This is a genomic window from Streptomyces sp. ASQP_92 (assembly GCF_025399895.1).
In the GTDB taxonomy this organism is placed as follows: domain Bacteria; phylum Actinomycetota; class Actinomycetes; order Streptomycetales; family Streptomycetaceae; genus Streptomyces.
Genome location: NZ_JAODUA010000040.1, coordinates 1 through 18060 on the forward strand (window position 1 = coordinate 1; position 18060 = coordinate 18060).

At 67.1% G+C, this 18060-nt stretch carries 13 protein-coding genes and 3 pseudogenes; 10 read left to right on the forward strand and 6 right to left on the reverse strand.

The window, feature by feature from the left end; translation table 11 throughout:
- The first annotated feature begins 118 nt into the window (after nt 1–118).
- The gene (locus tag N4G70_RS36255) at nt 119–2650 is read left to right on the forward strand and encodes a DEAD/DEAH box helicase (RefSeq protein WP_261717047.1); all 2532 of its coding nucleotides are present in this window, start codon (nt 119–121) and stop codon (nt 2648–2650) included.
- 395 nt (nt 2651–3045) lie between these two features.
- Here N4G70_RS36255 and N4G70_RS36260 read toward each other — a convergent pair whose 3' ends face one another.
- On the reverse strand, nt 3046–3621 hold the full coding sequence (locus tag N4G70_RS36260) for a hypothetical protein (protein WP_261717048.1): 576 nt from the start codon (nt 3619–3621) through the stop codon (nt 3046–3048).
- A 349-nt stretch (nt 3622–3970) separates the two neighbouring features.
- Between N4G70_RS36260 and tpg the strand changes: the two genes are divergently transcribed.
- Nucleotides 3971–4528 (forward strand): telomere-protecting terminal protein Tpg, encoded by a 558-nt coding sequence (tpg, locus tag N4G70_RS36265; RefSeq protein ID WP_261717049.1) that lies wholly within the window; start codon nt 3971–3973, stop codon nt 4526–4528.
- Between the two features lie 140 nt (nt 4529–4668).
- Nucleotides 4669–5030: pseudogene (locus tag N4G70_RS36270) on the forward strand (IS256 family transposase); the annotation flags it as partial.
- A gap of 38 nt (nt 5031–5068) precedes the next feature.
- Here the strand turns inward: N4G70_RS36270 and N4G70_RS36275 are convergent.
- Entirely contained in the window at nt 5069–6022 is a 954-nt protein-coding gene (locus N4G70_RS36275) for a MerR family transcriptional regulator (RefSeq protein WP_261717050.1), read from the reverse strand.
- Between the two features lie 1429 nt (nt 6023–7451).
- Between N4G70_RS36275 and N4G70_RS36280 the strand changes: the two genes are divergently transcribed.
- The gene (locus N4G70_RS36280; RefSeq protein WP_261717051.1) at nt 7452–8174 is read left to right on the forward strand and encodes a peptidase inhibitor family I36 protein; all 723 of its coding nucleotides are present in this window, start codon (nt 7452–7454) and stop codon (nt 8172–8174) included.
- 36 nt (nt 8175–8210) lie between these two features.
- On the opposite strand, the pseudogene N4G70_RS36285 reads toward N4G70_RS36280, so the two are convergent.
- Nucleotides 8211–8408: pseudogene (locus tag N4G70_RS36285) on the reverse strand (hypothetical protein); the annotation flags it as partial.
- A gap of 293 nt (nt 8409–8701) precedes the next feature.
- On the opposite strand from N4G70_RS36285, the gene N4G70_RS36290 reads away from it, so the two are divergent.
- The gene (locus N4G70_RS36290; RefSeq protein ID WP_261717052.1) at nt 8702–9130 is read left to right on the forward strand and encodes a VOC family protein; all 429 of its coding nucleotides are present in this window, start codon (nt 8702–8704) and stop codon (nt 9128–9130) included.
- An 18-nt stretch (nt 9131–9148) separates the two neighbouring features.
- Here N4G70_RS36290 and N4G70_RS36295 read toward each other — a convergent pair.
- Nucleotides 9149–10150: pseudogene (locus N4G70_RS36295) on the reverse strand (IS5 family transposase).
- 383 nt (nt 10151–10533) lie between these two features.
- On the reverse strand, nt 10534–10743 hold the full coding sequence (locus N4G70_RS36305) for a hypothetical protein (RefSeq protein ID WP_261717053.1): 210 nt from the start codon (nt 10741–10743) through the stop codon (nt 10534–10536).
- Between the two features lie 541 nt (nt 10744–11284).
- Here N4G70_RS36305 and N4G70_RS36310 point away from each other — a divergent pair.
- The 5 genes from N4G70_RS36310 (at nt 11285) to N4G70_RS36335 (ending at nt 17107) form a co-directional block, all read left to right on the forward strand.
- Nucleotides 11285–11521 carry a DUF6233 domain-containing protein gene (locus tag N4G70_RS36310; RefSeq protein WP_261717054.1) on the forward strand — a complete coding sequence of 79 codons (237 nt, stop codon included), beginning with the start codon at nt 11285–11287 and terminating at the stop codon, nt 11519–11521.
- Nucleotides 11522–12568: 1047 nt separating this feature from the next.
- Nucleotides 12569–13045: a DUF4265 domain-containing protein gene (locus N4G70_RS36315; RefSeq protein WP_315904337.1), complete on the forward strand. Its 477-nt coding sequence runs from the start codon at nt 12569–12571 to the stop codon at nt 13043–13045.
- Nucleotides 13046–13458: 413 nt separating this feature from the next.
- The gene (locus tag N4G70_RS36325; protein ID WP_261717056.1) at nt 13459–14682 is read left to right on the forward strand and encodes an ABC-three component system protein; all 1224 of its coding nucleotides are present in this window, start codon (nt 13459–13461) and stop codon (nt 14680–14682) included.
- Nucleotides 14682–15158 carry a three component ABC system middle component gene (locus tag N4G70_RS36330; RefSeq protein ID WP_261717057.1) on the forward strand — a complete coding sequence of 159 codons (477 nt, stop codon included), beginning with the start codon at nt 14682–14684 and terminating at the stop codon, nt 15156–15158. Before N4G70_RS36325 ends, N4G70_RS36330 begins: the two co-directional genes overlap by 1 nt.
- Nucleotides 15155–17107 (forward strand): DUF3732 domain-containing protein, encoded by a 1953-nt coding sequence (locus tag N4G70_RS36335; RefSeq protein WP_261717058.1) that lies wholly within the window; start codon nt 15155–15157, stop codon nt 17105–17107. Before N4G70_RS36330 ends, N4G70_RS36335 begins: the two co-directional genes overlap by 4 nt.
- Before the next feature lie 154 nt (nt 17108–17261).
- Here the strand turns inward: N4G70_RS36335 and N4G70_RS36340 are convergent, their stop codons facing one another.
- Nucleotides 17262–17897: a hypothetical protein gene (locus N4G70_RS36340; RefSeq protein WP_261717059.1), complete on the reverse strand. Its 636-nt coding sequence runs from the start codon at nt 17895–17897 to the stop codon at nt 17262–17264.
- Nucleotides 17898–18060 lie beyond the last annotated feature (163 nt).

The window sequence follows — 18060 nt, forward strand, 5'->3', positions numbered from 1 at the left end:
GAGCGGCAAGCCTGACGTGTCAGTTGAACCATGGCGTCCACGGGTCGTCTATGTGCAGGTTCCCCGTTGACGGCCGCTCCAGTCGGACCGGACGACATCCACGAGAAGGCAGGCGGATTTGTCGACCACCAAGCATGTTGATCAGCGCGAGGCGGCCCAGCGAGAAGCCATTGACGCGGTCGTGCGTGCGCTCGAATTGCCTGCAAGATCACTTGTGCCGGAGCGAGGGCTTCGAACGCAGGTGATCATGGCGACCGGGTCCGGGAAGACCCGGGTTGCGGTCCGGAGCGCGGAGGAGCTCCACGCGGGCCGTGTGCTGGTGCTCGTGCCCTCGCTGGACCTGCTCGCCCAGACCGAAGCCGCGTGGCGTGAGGGCGGCCGACGGGGGCCGATGACCGGGGTGTCCTCGCTGCGGGGTGAGGAGGTGTCCTTCCCCAACACCACGGACGTGGACGAGCTGGTGGAGTGGACGCGGGGCCTGGACAAGGTGACCGTGTACGCCACGTACGCCTCACTCGGTCTGGGCACGCTGGAGCGGGCGCACGCCGGGGGCCTCGCGGCCTGGGACCTGATCGTCGTGGACGAAGCCCACCGCGTTTCGGGCCGGATCGGGAAGCCGTGGGCGGTCGTCCACGACAACCAGAAGATCCCCTCCCTGCGCCGCCTCTACATGACGGCCACACCGCGGCTGTGGCAGCTCGGGGACGACGACCAGGAGCAGCGGCCGGGCGGGGTGCCCGGTGAGCTGGTCGCGAGCATGGACGACGACCCCAACGGGCCTTTCGGCAGCAGGGCGTTCACCCTGACTCTCTCGGAGGCCATCGACCGGGGAATCTGTGCCCCCTACCAGGTCGTATGCGTGGACGTCACCGACACCGCGCTCCAGGCGGCGCAGCTCCTGGGCGCCGAAAGCCGTTCGGCAGAGGTCCGCGGGGCGCGGCTCTCCGCGCTGCAGACCGCCCTGGTGAAGGCGTCGGCGGAGGAGAACTTCCGGCGCACGCTCGTCTTCCACCACGTCGTCAAGGAAGCCGAGGCATTCGCGGCCGGCCTCCCGGACGTCGCCGCCCAGCTGCACGCATCCGACCCCGAGCTGTACCCCAAGACGATCTGGGCCAACTGGCTGTGCGGCGACCACAAGCCGCTCCACCGGCGCCGGCTGCTCGGGGAGTTCGCGGCCGGGATCGCCACGGACGGCACCGTGGTGGAGAAGTGCTTCCTGTGCTCGGTGAAGGTGCTGGGCGAGGGCGTCGACACCAAGAACTGTGACTCGGTGTACTGGGCGGACGTACGCGGCTCCATGCCAGACCTCGTCCAGGCCGTCGGCCGGGCGCTGCGGATGCAGCCCGGCGAGGGCAAGATGGCCTCACTCGTGGTCCCGGTGCTCCTCGGGCCGGGCGAGACGGCGGACAACATGCTCACCTCCCGTGCCTTCGGCGGGCTCGCCAAACTGCTGGAGGCGCTGCGGGCGCACGACGCGCGGATCGTGGAGAGCCTCGCGGAGCAGCAGGCCCCCAGCCGCTACAGGCCAGTCAGCAAGGACGACAGCGGGAAGAGCATGGGCGGGAGCGGCGGGGGCTCCGGAGGCGTCAGCGCCCCCGCCAAGGCGCTGCTGAAGTTCTCCACGCCCCGCGACCCGGCCGCCCTCGCCGCGTTCATCAACCTGCGCGTCCTCAACCCGGAACACGAACACTGGCGGCGCGGCGTAGAGGCGGCCGTCATCTACGCCCGCGAGCACGGCGACCTGAAGGTGCCGTTCACGTTCCGGGTACCCGCCGCCGACGACCAGGAGGCCGAAGAGACCGGGTGGCCAGCCTCGCTCGCTGGGTTCCCGCTCGGGCAGTGGACCGCCGACGCCCGCCGCCTCTACGCCCGCGGCGACATGAACGAGGACCGCGTCGCGCAGCTGGAGAAGCTCGGCATGATCTGGAGCCACTTCGACGTCGCGTGGGAGGAAGGGCTGTCTGCCGCGCGCGGATGGGCCGCCGAACACGGGCACCTCCTGGGCCCGCTGGACGCCACCTACCAGGGCGCGAAGGTGGGCATCTTCCTGAAGAACGCGCGGGCCGCCGCCCGCAAGGCGCAGGAGAACGAGCAGCGGCGTGCCGAGGGGCTGCCGGTTCAGCCGTCGGCCGGGGCGCTGTCGGAGACGCGGCGCGAGCAGCTGGAGGAGATCGACGCGTCCTGGTGCCCGAGCTGGCCAGTGACATGGCAACGCTGCTTCCACCTGGTCCGGATGCACCTGGACGCGGGCGAGGCACTGCCCACCGAGGCGGGCGACGTCGTGCGCCAGGGCGAGGACCTCGGACGGTGGGTGCAGTCGGTCCGGTTCGGCTGGGACGAGCTCACGACCGTGCAGCAGTGGATGTGCGAGCAGGTCCTCGGGATCACACCCGCCAGCGAGGACGAGAAACCCAAGCGCCGTACACAGGCCGACAAGTGGGCGCTGAACTACAAGGCCGCCCGCCAGTTCTACGAGCGTGAGGAGCACCTCCAGGTCCCGAGGAAACACATCGAGCGGATCACCGGCGAAGACCAGGAAGAACGGGAACACAAGCTCGGTGCATGGATCAACAACCAACGCAGCAGAGCCGCGACGCTGTCCCCGGAGCGGATGGAACTACTGTCCGCGATCGGGATGCGTTGGTCGTGATGGTGGGTGTCGTCGTCATCGCGGCCGCCGGGCTCGCGGGCGGGCTATCTGCTCGGGCGGCTGCGCCCGTGGCAGCGGCCGGGCGACCGAGCAGCCGATCAGGTCCGCTTCACCGGGGCGTGAGCCAGGGCGGCACCACCCGCCAAGCCGTCGGTGTCCTGGCCCACGCCGTCACCGCGCCGCGCACCAGTCTGGTGCGTGATGCGCGCCCCAGCCACCGAGCCCCTGGTGCCGGCACGCGATCCGGACTGAGCCGGCCGCCGCGCCCGGGAAACCAAGGGAGAGCAGCACGGCGGCCACGCGGACGGCCAGGAGCTGCGCGCCACACCAGCACGAGACCACCGAGGCACGGTCCGTCGTGTTGCAGGCTCGCGGGCCGTAGAGGCCAGTGCAAACTATTGCGCGTCGATACAGGGCCCTTGGGCGCGGAAGCGCGCACGGGTTTCCGGCCAAGGCGTCGTGCTGTCATGGCTAGAGCAGCCGGTGCCTCCGCAAAGAGGGCGTGAGTCGCGCGTCGGCCTGCCGTTGATCAGTGCCAGTCGCCCGTACGCCTCATAGCGCTCGCAGTCGTCCTCGTCGTACACCAGATCGTTGGCGAGCTCCTGCTTGGTGCAGCGTGCGAGATCCGCGCGCGAAACGCGCCGCCTCCTGAGGATCATGGCCATGATCTCCGCCTTGGAGTGGTTGTGCATCAGAGCGTTCCTCCGCTGGAAGAGCTCATTAGCGAGGTCGACTTCGGCCGCGGGAGTCGGCGTGATCGACTTCCTGATGTACTCGGGGTCCGCGTCGAAGATCATGATGCAGTGCGCGTGCGGTACGCAGACGGCGATCTTGCCCGGATTCTCAGCCTGCGCTTCGGCGGTGGCGCGTACCCGGTTGAGGGCTTCGTGGTAGCTGAGGTTTGTGCCCTGCTCGCGTGCGGTGCGCTGGAGTTCGTGGGCGCGCTGCTGCTCGGTGGTGCGTTTGGTCATGGACCCCGGCTCGACGGATCCTCGAGGTGTTCGTCAAGCGGTCCGCTGATCCCGGAAGACCTTCCACCAGTGTTCCGGGCAGTGTGGGTGTCCGGGTGCGGTGTGGGCGTCGGTGAAGCCCAGGGCGTCGGCCCTGCGGGCAGGATACCGGCTCGGCCGTCGGCTCTTCCCTTCGGCTGCGATGACGAGACGGTGGTGTTCTTCGCGTACGGGACGGGCTCGTAGCTTGCCTCAGCCAGCGCTGCCCTGAGAATGCGGAAGCTGGCAGGCGGGAGCAGACGACATGGGAGGACTGAAGCGACGGACTGCAGGTGCCGGCTCTGTCGGCTGGCCGCTGGGAGAGGCGGACATGGGACAGATCGAGCAGGGCTTGGAGCGCGCATTGCGCACCCGCCCCGTTCCTTCAAGCATCGAGGCCCGCCTGCGATTCTTGCTGGCAGCGCACCGTGGTTCCACCCGGAGCGTGGCTACCGTGTTGAGGGTGTCACAGCGCACCGTGCAGCGGTGGGTGACGAAGAAGCCAGGAGCGTGTCGTACTCCAGGTCTGACGCAGAGTCGGGTGATCGAGGAAGCGGTTCTGGCTCGGTGGCAGCCCCGGGTTCGGGCACGCCTGCGTGCCCGGGCCGAGGCGGAGGGGTTCGTCTTCCATACCCGGGCGCGATTCGGGTTCGCTGCTGCGGCTGGCTCTTCGGACGATCCGCGAGTGCGGTGGATCACTCAGGATTTGCCGGGAGAGGTAGCCCGGGAGCTGTTCGCCGCCCGGGACGCCGGGGCAGGCGAACAGCAGCAGACGGTGATTCTGGCCCGGGCGCTGGGGCACGCCTACTTCCGTGACGGGGGCCGCCGGGCCCACGGTCTGCACATCGCCTTCAGTGACGTCGAGTTCGCTGATTTCTCGATCGGATGAGCCTCCCGTTTCCCGGTCGGAGGCGCTTCACCCTAGGACGCAACACCCGCCCCGGGCAGCCCAGTTCACCCCACGACACCACAACAGTGCACAGCCGCACCCCCGCACGGTGCACACGCTGGACGGCCGGGGCGCCCCGCAACAGCGCGCAGGTTTCCGCTGCGTTCGACAAGAGCTACGGGGCCACGTTCCTCAAGGCCGTGAAGAAGATCACCGACGGCGTCGGCGAGCCGCTGGCGTTCTACTCCTTTCTGCCGAGCACTGGATTCACCTACGCACCCTGAACCCGGTCGAATCGGCCTTCGCCAGGTCCGGCTGCGGACAAAGGTCACGCGAGGCGCCGGCAGCGTGGCCGCCGCTGGCTATGGTCTTCAAACTCGTCGAGTCCGCGCAGGCCTGCTGGCGGGTGGTGAACGCTCCTGATCTCATCGCTTTTGTCCGCGCCGAGCCCGGTTCGGGGGGTGGTCATCTTGTCGAACGCTCCGAGATCCTCGCGGCGTGATCGAAGCCGCGAGGACCGGAGGCCGTCAGGCGGGGGGGCTACCGCACGTGGGACTGCCGCGGGGTGTGCGTGCGCAGGGCTTGTGTGAACCACGTGAACACCGGTGCCAGGCTGGGCGGGGCGGGCCATCCGTTGATGACGGCCAGCAGGTGCCAGTAGCGTTCCGCGCGGGGGTCGCCAGCGATCTCCAGGCGTGTCAGCAGCCAGTAGCGCAAGCCGGCGTCGTCGGCGCGGCTGAAGGTTTGCGCGTACCGGGCGGTGAGGGCGTCGATGATGGGTGCGGCCCCGGCCGAGGCCGGATCGATGCCGGCGTCGAGCGCGCGGCCGACGCTGTCGCGGACGGTCTCGGTGAGGTCGTGGTGCAAGCCGGTCACGTCGCCTTTCGCGCGCTCGGCTGCCTGGTACTGCGCCATGCGTTGGATAGCGGCGCGGAAGTCGGAGTCCTGGGTGAGTTCGGCGAGTTCCACCCAGGCCTCGACCTGATCGGGTCCGGGGTCGTCCGGGAGTTCGGGCATGGCCGAGCGAATCATGTCGACGAAGTCGGCGTTGGCGTCGAACGCGCCGAAGGTGTCGTCGATGAAGTCGGTGATCAGGCGTCGGCGTTCGTCGTCGGAGAGCTTGGCAAGCTTGTGCATGAGGTCCATTTCCTCGGGGGTGGAGCCCCTTTTGGCCACCGCTCGCAGTACCGCGCGCCGCAGTCGCAGAGTGCGGATCTGCACCTCCAGGGCATCGGCGTGTGCGGCCGCGACCTCGGGCACCGAGACCTCCCGGTCCAGCACCTGCCGGATGACAGCAAGGTCGAGCCCCAGATCACGCAGGGTGCGTACCAGATCCAGACGCGCCAGCGCGCCGAGGTCATAGAGACGGTAGCCAGCCGGGCTGCGGTCCGTCGGCGGCACGATTCCCGTATCGGAGTAGAACCGGATGGTCTTGACCGTCAGCCCGGTCCTACGGGCCAGGGCCCCGATCGTAAAAAGCGTGTCGCCGTCCATACCTGCACCCTCATACCTCCCCCAACGGGAGACTCAAGCCCAGTCTCCCCGCAGACCCTCCCACCCCACTGCTGGCGCTTCCACCCCGCTGTTGGTGCTTCCACCCCACCGGGCCGCCCATCCAGTCGCCCATCCACAGGCCTTGACCATTACCCCGGAAACATGAGGCCGACTGGAACCCCAGCCATCACCGCCCTTCGCACTGGAACCCCAGCCCTCACCCCTCCCGGCAAGCCGCTCATGTCACAGGACACCAGCCGCCGGCACGAAGCCCACAACCGGGCCCCATGGCTGCACGTACCAGGCACACGAACCGGCCCACAGGATTCCGGCGGCGTCAGGTACATACCGCCGGCCGCACGCGCGCCCCGGCACCCCTGCCCAGGTGCTGCTCCGTGACACGCCGCACCGCGCAGGACGCTGCGCGGTACGACAGGCCACCATCCAGGCAAGACCCCGGCATCCCCGCACCGGGCGGCGGCCGTACCGCCCGCACGCGAAATACCGCGCACCCGCGATACCAGCCAGCTGCTGCCCGCACGCCTGGACAACCTGACCGGTCCCATCCCCCGGGACGGCCGCGCTGGCGCCGCACACCGTGCAGCCGGGGTCACGCTCCCTCAACCCGGACCACCCCCAAACCCCCGATACCAGCGGACTCTTGCCAGACACGGGACCAGCCGAAACCGTCACCCTGCCGGGCCATCGACGTGGACACCGGCGGGCCGGAACCTCGCCCCGCAACGGCCGGCGGAACCGAAAAGAGCCTCACCGCCGAGTACCTGGAGTCGTTCGAAGGTGGCGGTGAGGCCGCGGTCAGCGGCCCGGACAGTGGTAGCCACGGCACGTTGGTGATCGTGGAGGAACTCGGGGCGTGAAAACGCTTCAAACGGCCCGGGCCGCATGTCCGGTCCGAGTGCGGACCGGTGAGCGGGCCCGGAGCCACGTCTTCGGGCCCGCTTGATGCTGCGCCGGCAGACGCAGGCTCCGACGGTGGCGTTCTACTCGACGTGGCTGCGGTTCGCCGCGCTCCCTGAACTTGCCGGCCCACGCCAACCCCGCGTTCGCCCTCAACGGCCACCCCATGGAGATCCTGCCCGCAAACGAAGCGGAGTAGGTATGACGCGTCGCCGAAGCCCGCCTGCCCGAAGGCACCGCCGACGACGAACTGCTCCGCCCTGCGGCGGAAGACCTCCGGGCGTGCAGGGGTTCTTCTGCGTCAACCTGTCGACGGAACCAGACAGATGAGGGCGATGCGGTCATCTGGGCCGCTGCGAAGGGTGAGGGTCGTACCGCACACGGTTGGGGGCGGGATATCGCCCTCAGCGCCTGGTACGGCCACAGCCTGCAGTGCCCGGCGGATGTGCGGGGCACCAGCCCCGGGGGCCAATTCCGCCGGACGCGTCACTCTTCAGCGACAAAGGGGACCATGGTGAGCGACAAGGAACCACAGCTGATCTACGGCCGGGGCGCCGAGGCGTGTCCAGAGGGAAGCTTCTGTCTCTACCGGGCTGTCTCGTTGAATGGCGGCAGCGACGACAAGATCCTGGCCATTCCGCTGGGCGTGTACGTCAACGACTTCTCCGTATACGGGTTCGACCACAGCGCCGACGGAGTGAGCAGCGTCGTCAACAACACGGACGAGGACAACGCGCTCTTCTCCGCCGCGGGCCAGCAGGGGCATTCGCTGCCGGTGGGCGCGAGGTCCTCGATCACGGACCTGCGGCGTATCGGGATGGCCGGGAGCCCGAACGGCACATGGAACGACCAGGCCCAGTCGGCGCAGTCGGCCCCGTTCACAGGGAATCTGCGCGTCGACCAAGAACTGCGGGGCCAGTGGGCGCAAGGCCAGGGGCGGATCTACTCCTACCGGCTGGCCATCCATGCCGAAGACACGCGCGTGGTGAAATGGGCCGTGGGCTTCGGTGATCTGCCAGAAGGAACCTCACTGCCCAAGACCTTCACCGACATCTTCTGGGGCAAGGTCATCCGGGACGCCACCGAAGGCAGCGTTCTGCTCGGCTCCCCTAAAGGCGGCGGGCACTCCGTCGACCCCGCAACGGACCTCCTCATCGACATCCAGATCCTCTACCCAAACCATGACCCCGCCCACGAACACCTCACCGGCCTGCAAGCCCAGCAACTGGACTGACCCACCACCCAGCCCCACACCGAACACCCCCGACGATCACGTCCAGGGACGCCCGTCCCGGTAGCGATACAACTCCCGCGTCCGGACAATGTGGTTGGGGCGATTCGAGTTGGCCAAGGTGAACTGCCCAAGCGGCCCGAAATGCGCCTCGACCGGGCTGGCCCACGACGCGTTCGCCGGTGTGAAGCACAGCTCGACCTTGTTCCTCGCCGCCCACCGCCCGATACGCCAGTTCTAGCGCGCGTATCGGGTCGTGATCAGCAGAGCCTGACGGCCCGCTATGACGCTGCGACAGCTCGATCCGCAGGCGGGCACGGCCAAGAAACGATGTTGCCCCAGCCTGTGATGATCACTAAGGTCGGTCGGGTGACTGCCGGGTCGGCCATGGGCCACACACGAGTGAGGTTCCCGGCCTCGGCGTGAGCACGAGGCGGGCAAGAGGCCCGCCCCCTTCTCCGCGTCTTAGCTCCCGGCGCCTGCATACGGCGCCCCACTCCAGCGGATCCAAGACCGGAGACACACCACCGATGTCCTATGACCAGCAGTACCCCCATGACTCCGCGCTGTCGGCGGCAGGCGTCCAGCTGAACCACACTGCCATCTACGCAAGCGACCGGCACCTGTCTGCCGAGTTCCTCGCCGCGGTCCTGGGCTTGAAGGTCGGCGCCCCGTTCGGGCCGTTCCTGCCCGTCGACCTTGGCAATGGCGTGACGCTCGACTACTACGAGAAGAGGGACGAGCCGATCCAGTCCCAGCACTATGCCTTCCTCGTCCCTGACCAGCAGTTCGACGCCGTCATCACTCGCCTGGAGGCGGCCGGGGTCACCTACTACGCCGACCCCGGCCACACCGAACCCGGCCAGACCAACCGTCTATTCGGTGGCCGAGGCGCCTACTTCGACGACCCGGACGGTCACAACATGGAGGTCATGACCCGGCCTTACATCCGCCCATAAGGCGCGGCAGGGCTGTGATCACGGGGCGCCTCGGGTGAGGTCTTTGATCCAGATCATCGAGGCGCGCCGGTGGAGTCCGGCGAGGTAGCTGTCCGGGGTCTTGTCGTCGCGGGTGGCGATGCCCCGCCAGACCTTGAGCTTGTTGATCAGGCGCTCGACGGTGTTCCTCTCTTTGTCGAGGCCGGTGTTGTGGCTGACGGGGCGACCGCCCCCGGAGCCCTTCTTCTTCCGGTTGGAGGCCTGGTCCTTCTTCTTTGGGATGACGGCCTTGATGCCTCGTTGACACGCAGGTCGGCCCGGTTGCCGCGGGACGCGTAGGCCTTGTCCCCGGCGACCGCGTCCGGCCGGGTTCGGGGGGTGGCCGGCGGGGCCGCGGACGCGTAACTTCTGGAGCACCGGGATGACTGCGGACTGTCCCCGGCCTGCCCGGCGGTCAGGACCAGCGCGAGCGGACGGCACTGGCGGTCGGCGGCCAGATGGACCTTGCTGGTCTGCCCGCCCCGGGAACGTCCGAGGAGAGCGGCCTTCAGGCGAACTCTTCGTCGACGCCGGAGTCGTCGTCGCCCTTCTACTCGGGATCTGCTGTGACGTGCTGCCCGTTTTGTTCTTCGAGGCTGCCCCCTACCTGGCCTTCTCCTGCTCGGCGGCAGTCTTCTCCAACGCGGTGATGACGTCCTCGCCCAGGTGCATCCCGGCGGCATCGTGGCGGGCCCGCGCGGTGGTGGAGTCGATACTGACCAGGGACAGGGCCACCTCACCCCGCTCCGCTGCTTCCGGGATCAGTCCCTCCAGCACGGCCTCGAAAACGCCGGCGTCACGCCACTGCCGGAAGGGGTTGTGCACGGTCGACCAGGCGCCGACCTCCTGCGGCATCTCCCGCCACTGCCCGCCCGTCTTGAACCGCCAGATCACGCCCTCGAACTGCCGCCGGAGACGCTCGGGGTACGGGCCGTACTCGCCGATCGGCAGATGCGGCCCGATCAACTCCCAACCTGCGTCCGTCAATTGAGCTCGCGTCACGCAAGAAGATCTACCGGACCAGACCTCGCCGCGAAAGCGAAACCCACAGATCGATCACGACTCGATACGCGCCCCAGTGGGCGGACAGGTTATCCATGACCACGCAGACCGGACACCGTCCCAGCGGGCAGCGCCAATGCCATTGCGCGCGGCCCAGGCCGGGCCGATGCCCTTGCCGCGCCGGCTGATGCCCCAGAGGGTGTCGCCGCCGACCGAGCAGCGGCCATGAAAGTAGCCACGCCGGATCCTGCTGCGCCATCCCGGCAGAACACAGCGTGGATCGCTCACCATGGGCCAGGTGCCGGACAGGCCGCACCAGGCCCGGTGGTACTCCCGGACCGAACCGACACGACACGACCGGCCCTGGAAGACCTGCCAGATGGTCAGCCGCGGTAGAGGTCGGCCATCGTCGGCAGGGCGAAGTGTGCCCCGAAGGTCCCGAAGCGCGCCCGCTCGCTCCGTGCCCGCGTCCGGCTCCGCTGTTCGATGAGGAGACCATCCGCCTGCTCGGTGGGAGTGTTCCCACGCCGCAGCAGTGTGACGATCAGGAACAACGCCGCCCCAACGAGCAGGCCGAGAAACACATAGAGCATGACCACAACTATTCGCTCCTCCGCTGGCCACGGCAGCGGGCCCATGGCAACCAGTGGTCGGGAGGAATCTCATCAATGAACACCCCCCTTCGCGGATCCTACCGAGAGTCCGCCAGCTACGACATAGCGCTGCGCAGGGTGCGCGGGGGCGGGATGGCAGTGCACAACGGCCACCGGCAGGAACGCGTACATCATCGCGGACACAACCCCCGCTACACCCCGCACGCTTGCGGGCCATCGACGACGAGGACCAGACGATCCCCGAACTGGAGACGACCGCGGGGCCCGACGACGACCTCGCAGCGGAAACGACCACGGCCACGGCCCCTCGCGACCCGCACGACACCCCCACGCAACCCTCCCCCATACGGCTCGGGCACCCAGCAACATCCTTCCCACCCGCCCCACAAGACAAGCCAAATCAGATGCCACCCACTCGTGCACCAGACCCTACGACCCGCCTTCGTCCGAGCTGTCCCGCCTCGCCAAATTGCGCGTCGTGGAGGAGTAGCAGGCGCACCAGCTGGAGCGGACGCGGGCTGTGATCCGCGAGCTTGAGGCCGGGCAGGAGCGTCTGCGCGAGCGGGAGAAGAGGCAGCGCATGCGGGTGTCGTGGAAGCTGCAGCCTTCCCGTGCGGACGGTGGTGTCGCCCTGCTCCACCGGGCCAACTGCGGCCTATACACGAAGGAGATGGGTTACCTCAACGCGCAGGAGGCGCAGATCGCGCTGGCTGAGGCGGGCATCGAGCCGTGCCAGGTGTGCCGGCCGCAGGACTGACCGGGGACGGGGAGGCGCCAGGGCGATCGTGCTGGCACCGGCGTGGAAGGCAGCACGGCATGACGTGGTCCTTGCCCGAGCCGATGCTGACCGTGGCCGTGGACAGTCCCGTGCTGCCCGCCGGGTACGCGGCAGAACCGAAGTGGGACGGACTTCGCGCGCTGCTCGCCGTGCACGCCGGCGGGCGGGTGGTACTGCGCTCTCGGCAGGGAACCGATCTGCTCGGCGTTCTCTCTCAACTCTGTTCTGTTGCATGCAGAGGGTCCTGTGCCAGGAAACGCGCAGGCAGTCACCCTTGCCGATCTGACAGGACGGACAACAGGGCGGAAGCGTTCGGCGCCAGCTGCTCTCGAACGTTGTTGGCCCGAACCGAGACCCTGAGGAGAGGGGGCGGGCCCGTTGACCCTCTCGCTTGGTGCGGACCGTGGCAGAATGCCGACATGGTTCTGATCCGAAAGGGCGATGCCGCGTAGGCGTCCGAAGGCCGTCCGCGCCGAGCGGTGGCGGCCACCCAAGCACGTGCCGGTCCGTCGGATCTCGGGCGTATCAGCTCGAACTCGGGCAGCGGTGCGACGTGTTGAAGCCGAATACCTGTGGCCGGACGCAGTTGCTAACGCTCTCAGCCGGTTCGAGTGGGCTTTCAGACAGCCGGGACGATATCTGACTGGTCCTGGCGAGAGTCCCGGCATCGAGATCGAGGACGGACGAGATGACCTAGAAGTCGCCCTGCTGCACCTGCCCAGAGGAGCCCGAGTAGACCTGGGCCGCCTGGTGGAGCGAATCGATGTGGAGTTCGAACGTCGGACTCTTCCGAACCCTGGCCGGGTGAACGGGTGGACGGCGGGGCGCTGGTGGTGGTGGCGCATTCGGGAACGGTGATGCCGGCGCCAGTGGAACCGGGTGCTGTGTGGAGTGGGGTTTGGTCACGCCGGGGCAGAAAGCCATGCATGGGGAGTCGGGAAGGGCGAGGCCGCCCCGATTTTCGGTGCCGGTGCCCAGCTCACCCCGGTGCGGGGCGGTGCCGAACGAGGCAGCATGATGCCCGTTATGGGCGACACAGGCGAGAAGATCAAGGTCTGGTTCCGTTTCGTTCCTCGCGAGGGATGGTTTCCGCAGGACACCGAGGGCCTATGGGGGACGAAACTCAGCGAGGACACTGCCAGGGTGCGGAACGTCCCTTTCCTCCAGGACGGAGTGGCTGAGGGCGACGTAGTGCGCTTCGCCACCGATTCCGATGGACTCCACTGGGCTGTGGGACGGGTCAGCGCCTCCGGCAACTGCACCGTTCGCGTTGTGCCCGTCCCCGATGGCCCCCTGGGACGCAGCCCTCAAGCGGTGCACCAGCGCCTTTCAGCGTTCGGACTCGGAGGCGAGGTCTTCAGCGAGGAGTTCCCCATGGTGGCTTTCACCGTTCCCGCTGGGGCGGACTTCGCCGGTGTCAAGGCGCTCCTGGCTCAAGGTGAAGGAGAAGGCTGGTGGCATCATGAGGTCGGCTGCGCCAACGACGAGTGGCGGAACGCTTGACGTGCGTGCGCTGACGTGGGCGCCCGACAGCCCGCGGGCTCCCGAACTCGCCGACGCCTTGCGGGCGCTGGGCGCGGGTCCGCCCCGCATGCCCGGATACGGCGATGCCCGCAACCCGTAGGCGGCTCCCGGCCATCCCCGCCTCGTCGACGCACCGCTCGACGAGGTGGTCGCGCCTGGTTCAGCAGATCCGCTCGTTCCGCCCCGACATCGTGGTCTTCCCTGTCAAGTGGATGTGTTCAGGTTGGTTCCCCGCATCTGGTAGCCCGAGGAGAGGTCAACGTGCGGGGGCGCCCAGAAGGGTGAAGTGGTCCCGTTCGCCTTAATCCGCTGCTCCGCTTTGTGCATCGCTATGTGCGCGGCGGTCACCTCCGTGGAATGATCGCTGGATCGGCCTGGGGGGAGAGTGGACGATGACAGACACGGGTGAGCAGTACGAGGCATCCGCGTCGGCACTTGGGTACCTTTTTCAGTTTGCGAAGGCGCTGCACATCTGTATCGAGCAGTGGATGAGCGGCGGCATGGACTGGGACGTTGCGGTCGAAGCAGCTGACGACATCGAAATCCAGCGGGGCCCGGATAGGAGCCTGATCCAGCTCAAGCAGCGCGCCGAAGGCGTTCGCATGACCGATCTGTCCGAGGATCTCTGGAAGACGTTGCGGATCTGGGCGGAGGCCGCCAAGTCCGGCCGGATCGCGCTCGCTGAGACGAAGCTGTTCCTGCTGACGACAGCTGAGCTCCCTGAAGGTAGCGCTGCCTTCTACCTGCAGCCTCGAAGCAGTCAGCATCGCGATGAAGACCGCGCCCTGCACTTGCTCCGCGAGGCCCGTAAGGCGTCGAAGGCGAAGAAGGGGTCCCTTCCAAAGTGTTTTGAGGCCTTCGATGATCTGGACCGGGGGGATAGGCCGCTTCAGCAGTCTTTGATCTCCCGCGTCGAAGTCCTTGGAGGCACTCAGGACATCACCGAGGTCCGAGACGCGTTGAAGGGCCTCGCCGCCTTCGCGGTCGGCCACGATGCGGCGAAGGCTTTCCTTGCCAGGCTGGAAGGCTGGTTCTACGACCGTGTGATCGAGCAGATGCAGACCCCAGGGGGAAGCCCGGTCACCGGCATCGAATTCGACGAGCGGCTCTCCGACCTGCAGCGACAGTTCCGCTACGACAACCTGCCGATCGACTCCGACATCTCCGACATGACTTCCGACGCCTCCCACTCAGCCGACAGGAAGTTTGTCCGCCAGCTCGCGCTGATCGGTGTCGGAGATGAGCGGATCGGTCTCGCGGTGAGGGACTACGTCCGTGCCTTCACCCAGCGTTCCCGCTGGTCCGCCGAGAATTTGCTGCGTGCGGGCGAGCTTGGTAAGTACGAGCGCCGGCTCGTTGAGGAGTGGCAGTCGCGTTTCGCCGAGATGGCGGAGGACCTCGGGTTCGAGGCTTCCGAAGAGGAGAAGAAAAAGGAAGCCAGGCTGATCTACCGCTGGGTCGATCGAGAGGCCCGCTTCCCGATTCGCGCAGATTGTGACGAAATCTTCGTTACCAAAGGCTCCTATCACATGCTTGCCGACGAACTGAAAGTCGGATGGCACCCGGACTTCTCCGCGCGCCTGATGGAGCTCCTTGAGCCGACCGAGGCCCACTGATGCAGCTGAGTCGTGAGGAACGGGCCCTATACAACCCTGCGTTCACTGGGGTCCTGTGCACCCGCGCTGTTCAAGGCTACGACAAGGAATACGCCGCCGCCTGCCCGCTTCCCGTAGCTGTGACAGCCAGCGTCATGGCTTTGCAACCCGCCATCCGGGCAGCGCTGCCAGCAACGACTGGCGCTGGACTGATGGGGTGGCTCGAAGCGAACGAGCATGTGCGCGTCGAGATGTCCCGCAACGCCGCGCTCCTCGCCGACGTGGTCAGGCCAGGTCTTCTGTTCGCCCTTCAGTCCCGCGTCTTGCACTGCACGGCCGTCGGCCTCATCCCCGTGCCCCGCGCGCTGACCAAGACCCCTAGTGGTGGCACACCACAGACCGTAGACATCCAACGGGCAGCCCTCATGCTCGGACGCTGGCTTCCCAGCACCGGCAGTCTTGGCACCGTCCTGACCCTCTTCGGAGTCAAGCCGTGACCTTTCAGATCAAAGCGGTCACTATCTACGGCAAGCAGCCGGGTCAGGTGCACACCGTGCCCTTCGAGCCAGGCAGTCTCAACATCGTCACCGGCGACTCCCGCCGCGGGAAGAGCGCTCTGTTGACGATCATCGACTACTGCCTCGCCAGCGCCGGCTATCCAGTGAAGTCCGGCAAGGTCCGTGAATACGTCAGCACGTTCGCGATCACCCTCGTCAAGCCCGGAGAACAGCTCTTTGTCGCCCGCCGCGCCCCGGAAGCCAAGGGAGGCGTCAGCACCGTCCTCTGCATCCTCTCCCAGACGCCCGGCTCGCCGCCGCCGCCTCTGAACGAGCTTCGCTTCGTCACACCGAGGGACGTCGCCAAGGGGCTGTTGAGCGACTTCTGCGGCATCGACCGCAATATCCGCGTCCCCGCCGTCGGCCGCGCAACACTCATCGCGCCCTCCGTCCGCCATGCACTGTTCTTCTGCTTCCAGGCCCAGAACGAGATCGCCAACGAAGATGTGCTCTTCCACTCGCAAGGCGAAGAGTGGAGGCCGAACACCATCCGCGGCGTCATCCCCTACTTCCTTGGCGCGACAGACCGTGAGCAGGCACTTCTCCGCAGTCGGCTACGCCTCGCTCGCCGGGATCTGTCCGACCACGAAGCCAAGCTGGCCACCGCGAGTAACCTTGCCCCTGCCGCCGGGCAGGCACAGGCCCTGCTCACCGAGGCCATCGAAGCCCGTCTCGTAGACCCTCCCGACGGCCACGAGGCAACCGCCGAAGGCATCCTGCGCCTCCTGCGTGAGGCACTCCTCCAAAGGGGCCCACAGCCGGGTCCAGCCGGGACCGACGACCCTCTCACCGCTCTGCGCGCCCACCGTGCCGAGCTGCGCGGTCGGGCCAGTAGAGCACGGGTCCGGATCGCCGATCTCAAGGCCGCCCTGGCGGAGAACAGTGACTTCACCGACCAAGCCAACGAGCAGCGCGCGCGGCTGGCCACCCTTGGCCTGCTGAAGCGCGATCCGGAGGCATCCGCTGCTGAACAGTGCCCGGTCTGCGACAGCCCGGTCAGATCCGCCCATGCCACTGTCATGGCGTTGACCGCCGACCTACTCCATCTCCAAGGTGACCTGCACGCCATCCGCAGCGACACGCCCGCCATCGAACGGATGATCAGCCACGAAGAGGGCCAGCTTCAGGAACTCCGCTCGGAACTCGCCCGCAATCAGGAAGAGATCAACGAGGTCACCGCTGCGTCCCGGATCCTCGACCAAGAGCCGGACGACGTGCGACGTGCTGCCATAGTGCAAGGCCGTATCAGCCTTTACCTGGACACAGCGGCCCAACTCGCTGTCGGCCCTAGGATGGAAGATCGAACCGAAGAGCTTCGGGCACGGATTGCCGAGTTGGAGACGCTCCTCAGCGAAGATGTTCAAGGCGACCGTCTGACCAGCTTCCTGTCACTGATCAACGTGGAGATCAGGAAGAAGGCCCTCGAACTCGCTCTGGAACACTCCAGTTCACCCATTCGCCTCGATGTCAACCGCCTCACCGTTGTTGCTGACACCGTAGAGGGGCCGGTGCCCCTGAGGGATATGGGCAGCGGCGACAACCATCTCGGGTACCACGTGGCCACGCTCCTCAGCCTGCACGAGTGGTTCGCCGAGAACGGCAGCCCTGTGCCGGGCGTGCTCATTCTCGACCAACCCTCGCAGGTGTACTTCCCGCCCGATCACGTCGGCGAAGAGGTGCTTGAGAGTGATGACCGGGTCCTGCTTCTGAACATCTTCAACGCCATCCACCGGACGCTCCGCAGGCTCGACGGGAAGCTGCAGGTCATCGTTATGGAGCACGCAGACCTTGAAGATCCGGCCTTCAGCGACCACGTCGTGCATCGGTGGCGTCGGCGCGATGGGCAAGCACTCGTACCCGCCGCGTGGATCCCGTCCGACGCTGACTGACGAGGCCGGCGCATCAGGCCGCCAGCCCTCGTCGATGTGATGTTGCGGAGCGGACCTGAACTGTCGGCGGCACTTACGTGGGGCGGCCAGGGACAAGGGTCACCTATCTCTCCCTCGGGTCCACGTCCACTGCCGGTGGCACGCAGACTGAGCTCTACCCAATGGGGGTGCGCGGTGGCGTCCACCAGCGCCGTGGCCATCTCCAGGGTGGGGCCGTGACAAAGCGGCTGATCATGTCTCCAGGGCGATGCTCTTGCTGAATCCGCTGGTTTGCTTCCTCATTGCGCTGTCGTTGTTTGACCATGCGTTGGCTGAAGTGACGCTTTTCGCGGGTGCTCGGTGTGAGGTTGCGCGAATGTAGCGTCTGTGCGGACAAGTCTCGCAGCCAGTAGTTGCCTTCGCTATCACGGAAGGCAACAGCTACAGGCGAGGGACCGAAAGGGTCGGCGGAAGGTGCTACATAGGCTGCACAGGTCTCGCTGGGGCCCAGGACGCGCCGCATGATGTGTCCGGTCTTGAACTCAACGGCGACACCGTCCCAGATGAGGATGACGATGTCGTAGATCGGTCGCGTAGCGTTGTTCTGTACGTGGATATTGTGGCTGTGCGGGGGCAGTTTCTCCCAGTCGCGGTCGTGCAGAGAGACCTCCCAGCACGAAACCGCACAGGCGTCTGCCCGCTTTGCTTTTCGGTGATCTCGCCAGATGATGCTGATCGTGGCGCTGAGGGCTCCGGTGGAACCAACGGCACTGATCCAAGTTGGGAAGTTACCCCAATCGACGACAGTCATGTCGCTGATGTTGATGGGCAATCAGGGCTTACGGGGGGCGACTTGAGGAGACTCTGAGGTTGATACCGATCCCGAATTTTGGCTCTGCCTGGAGTTCCGTGAATCTCATGGCTGGGTGAGGATTCAGGTGCGGAGGAGTGCGAAGGACGCGCGGCCGTACATT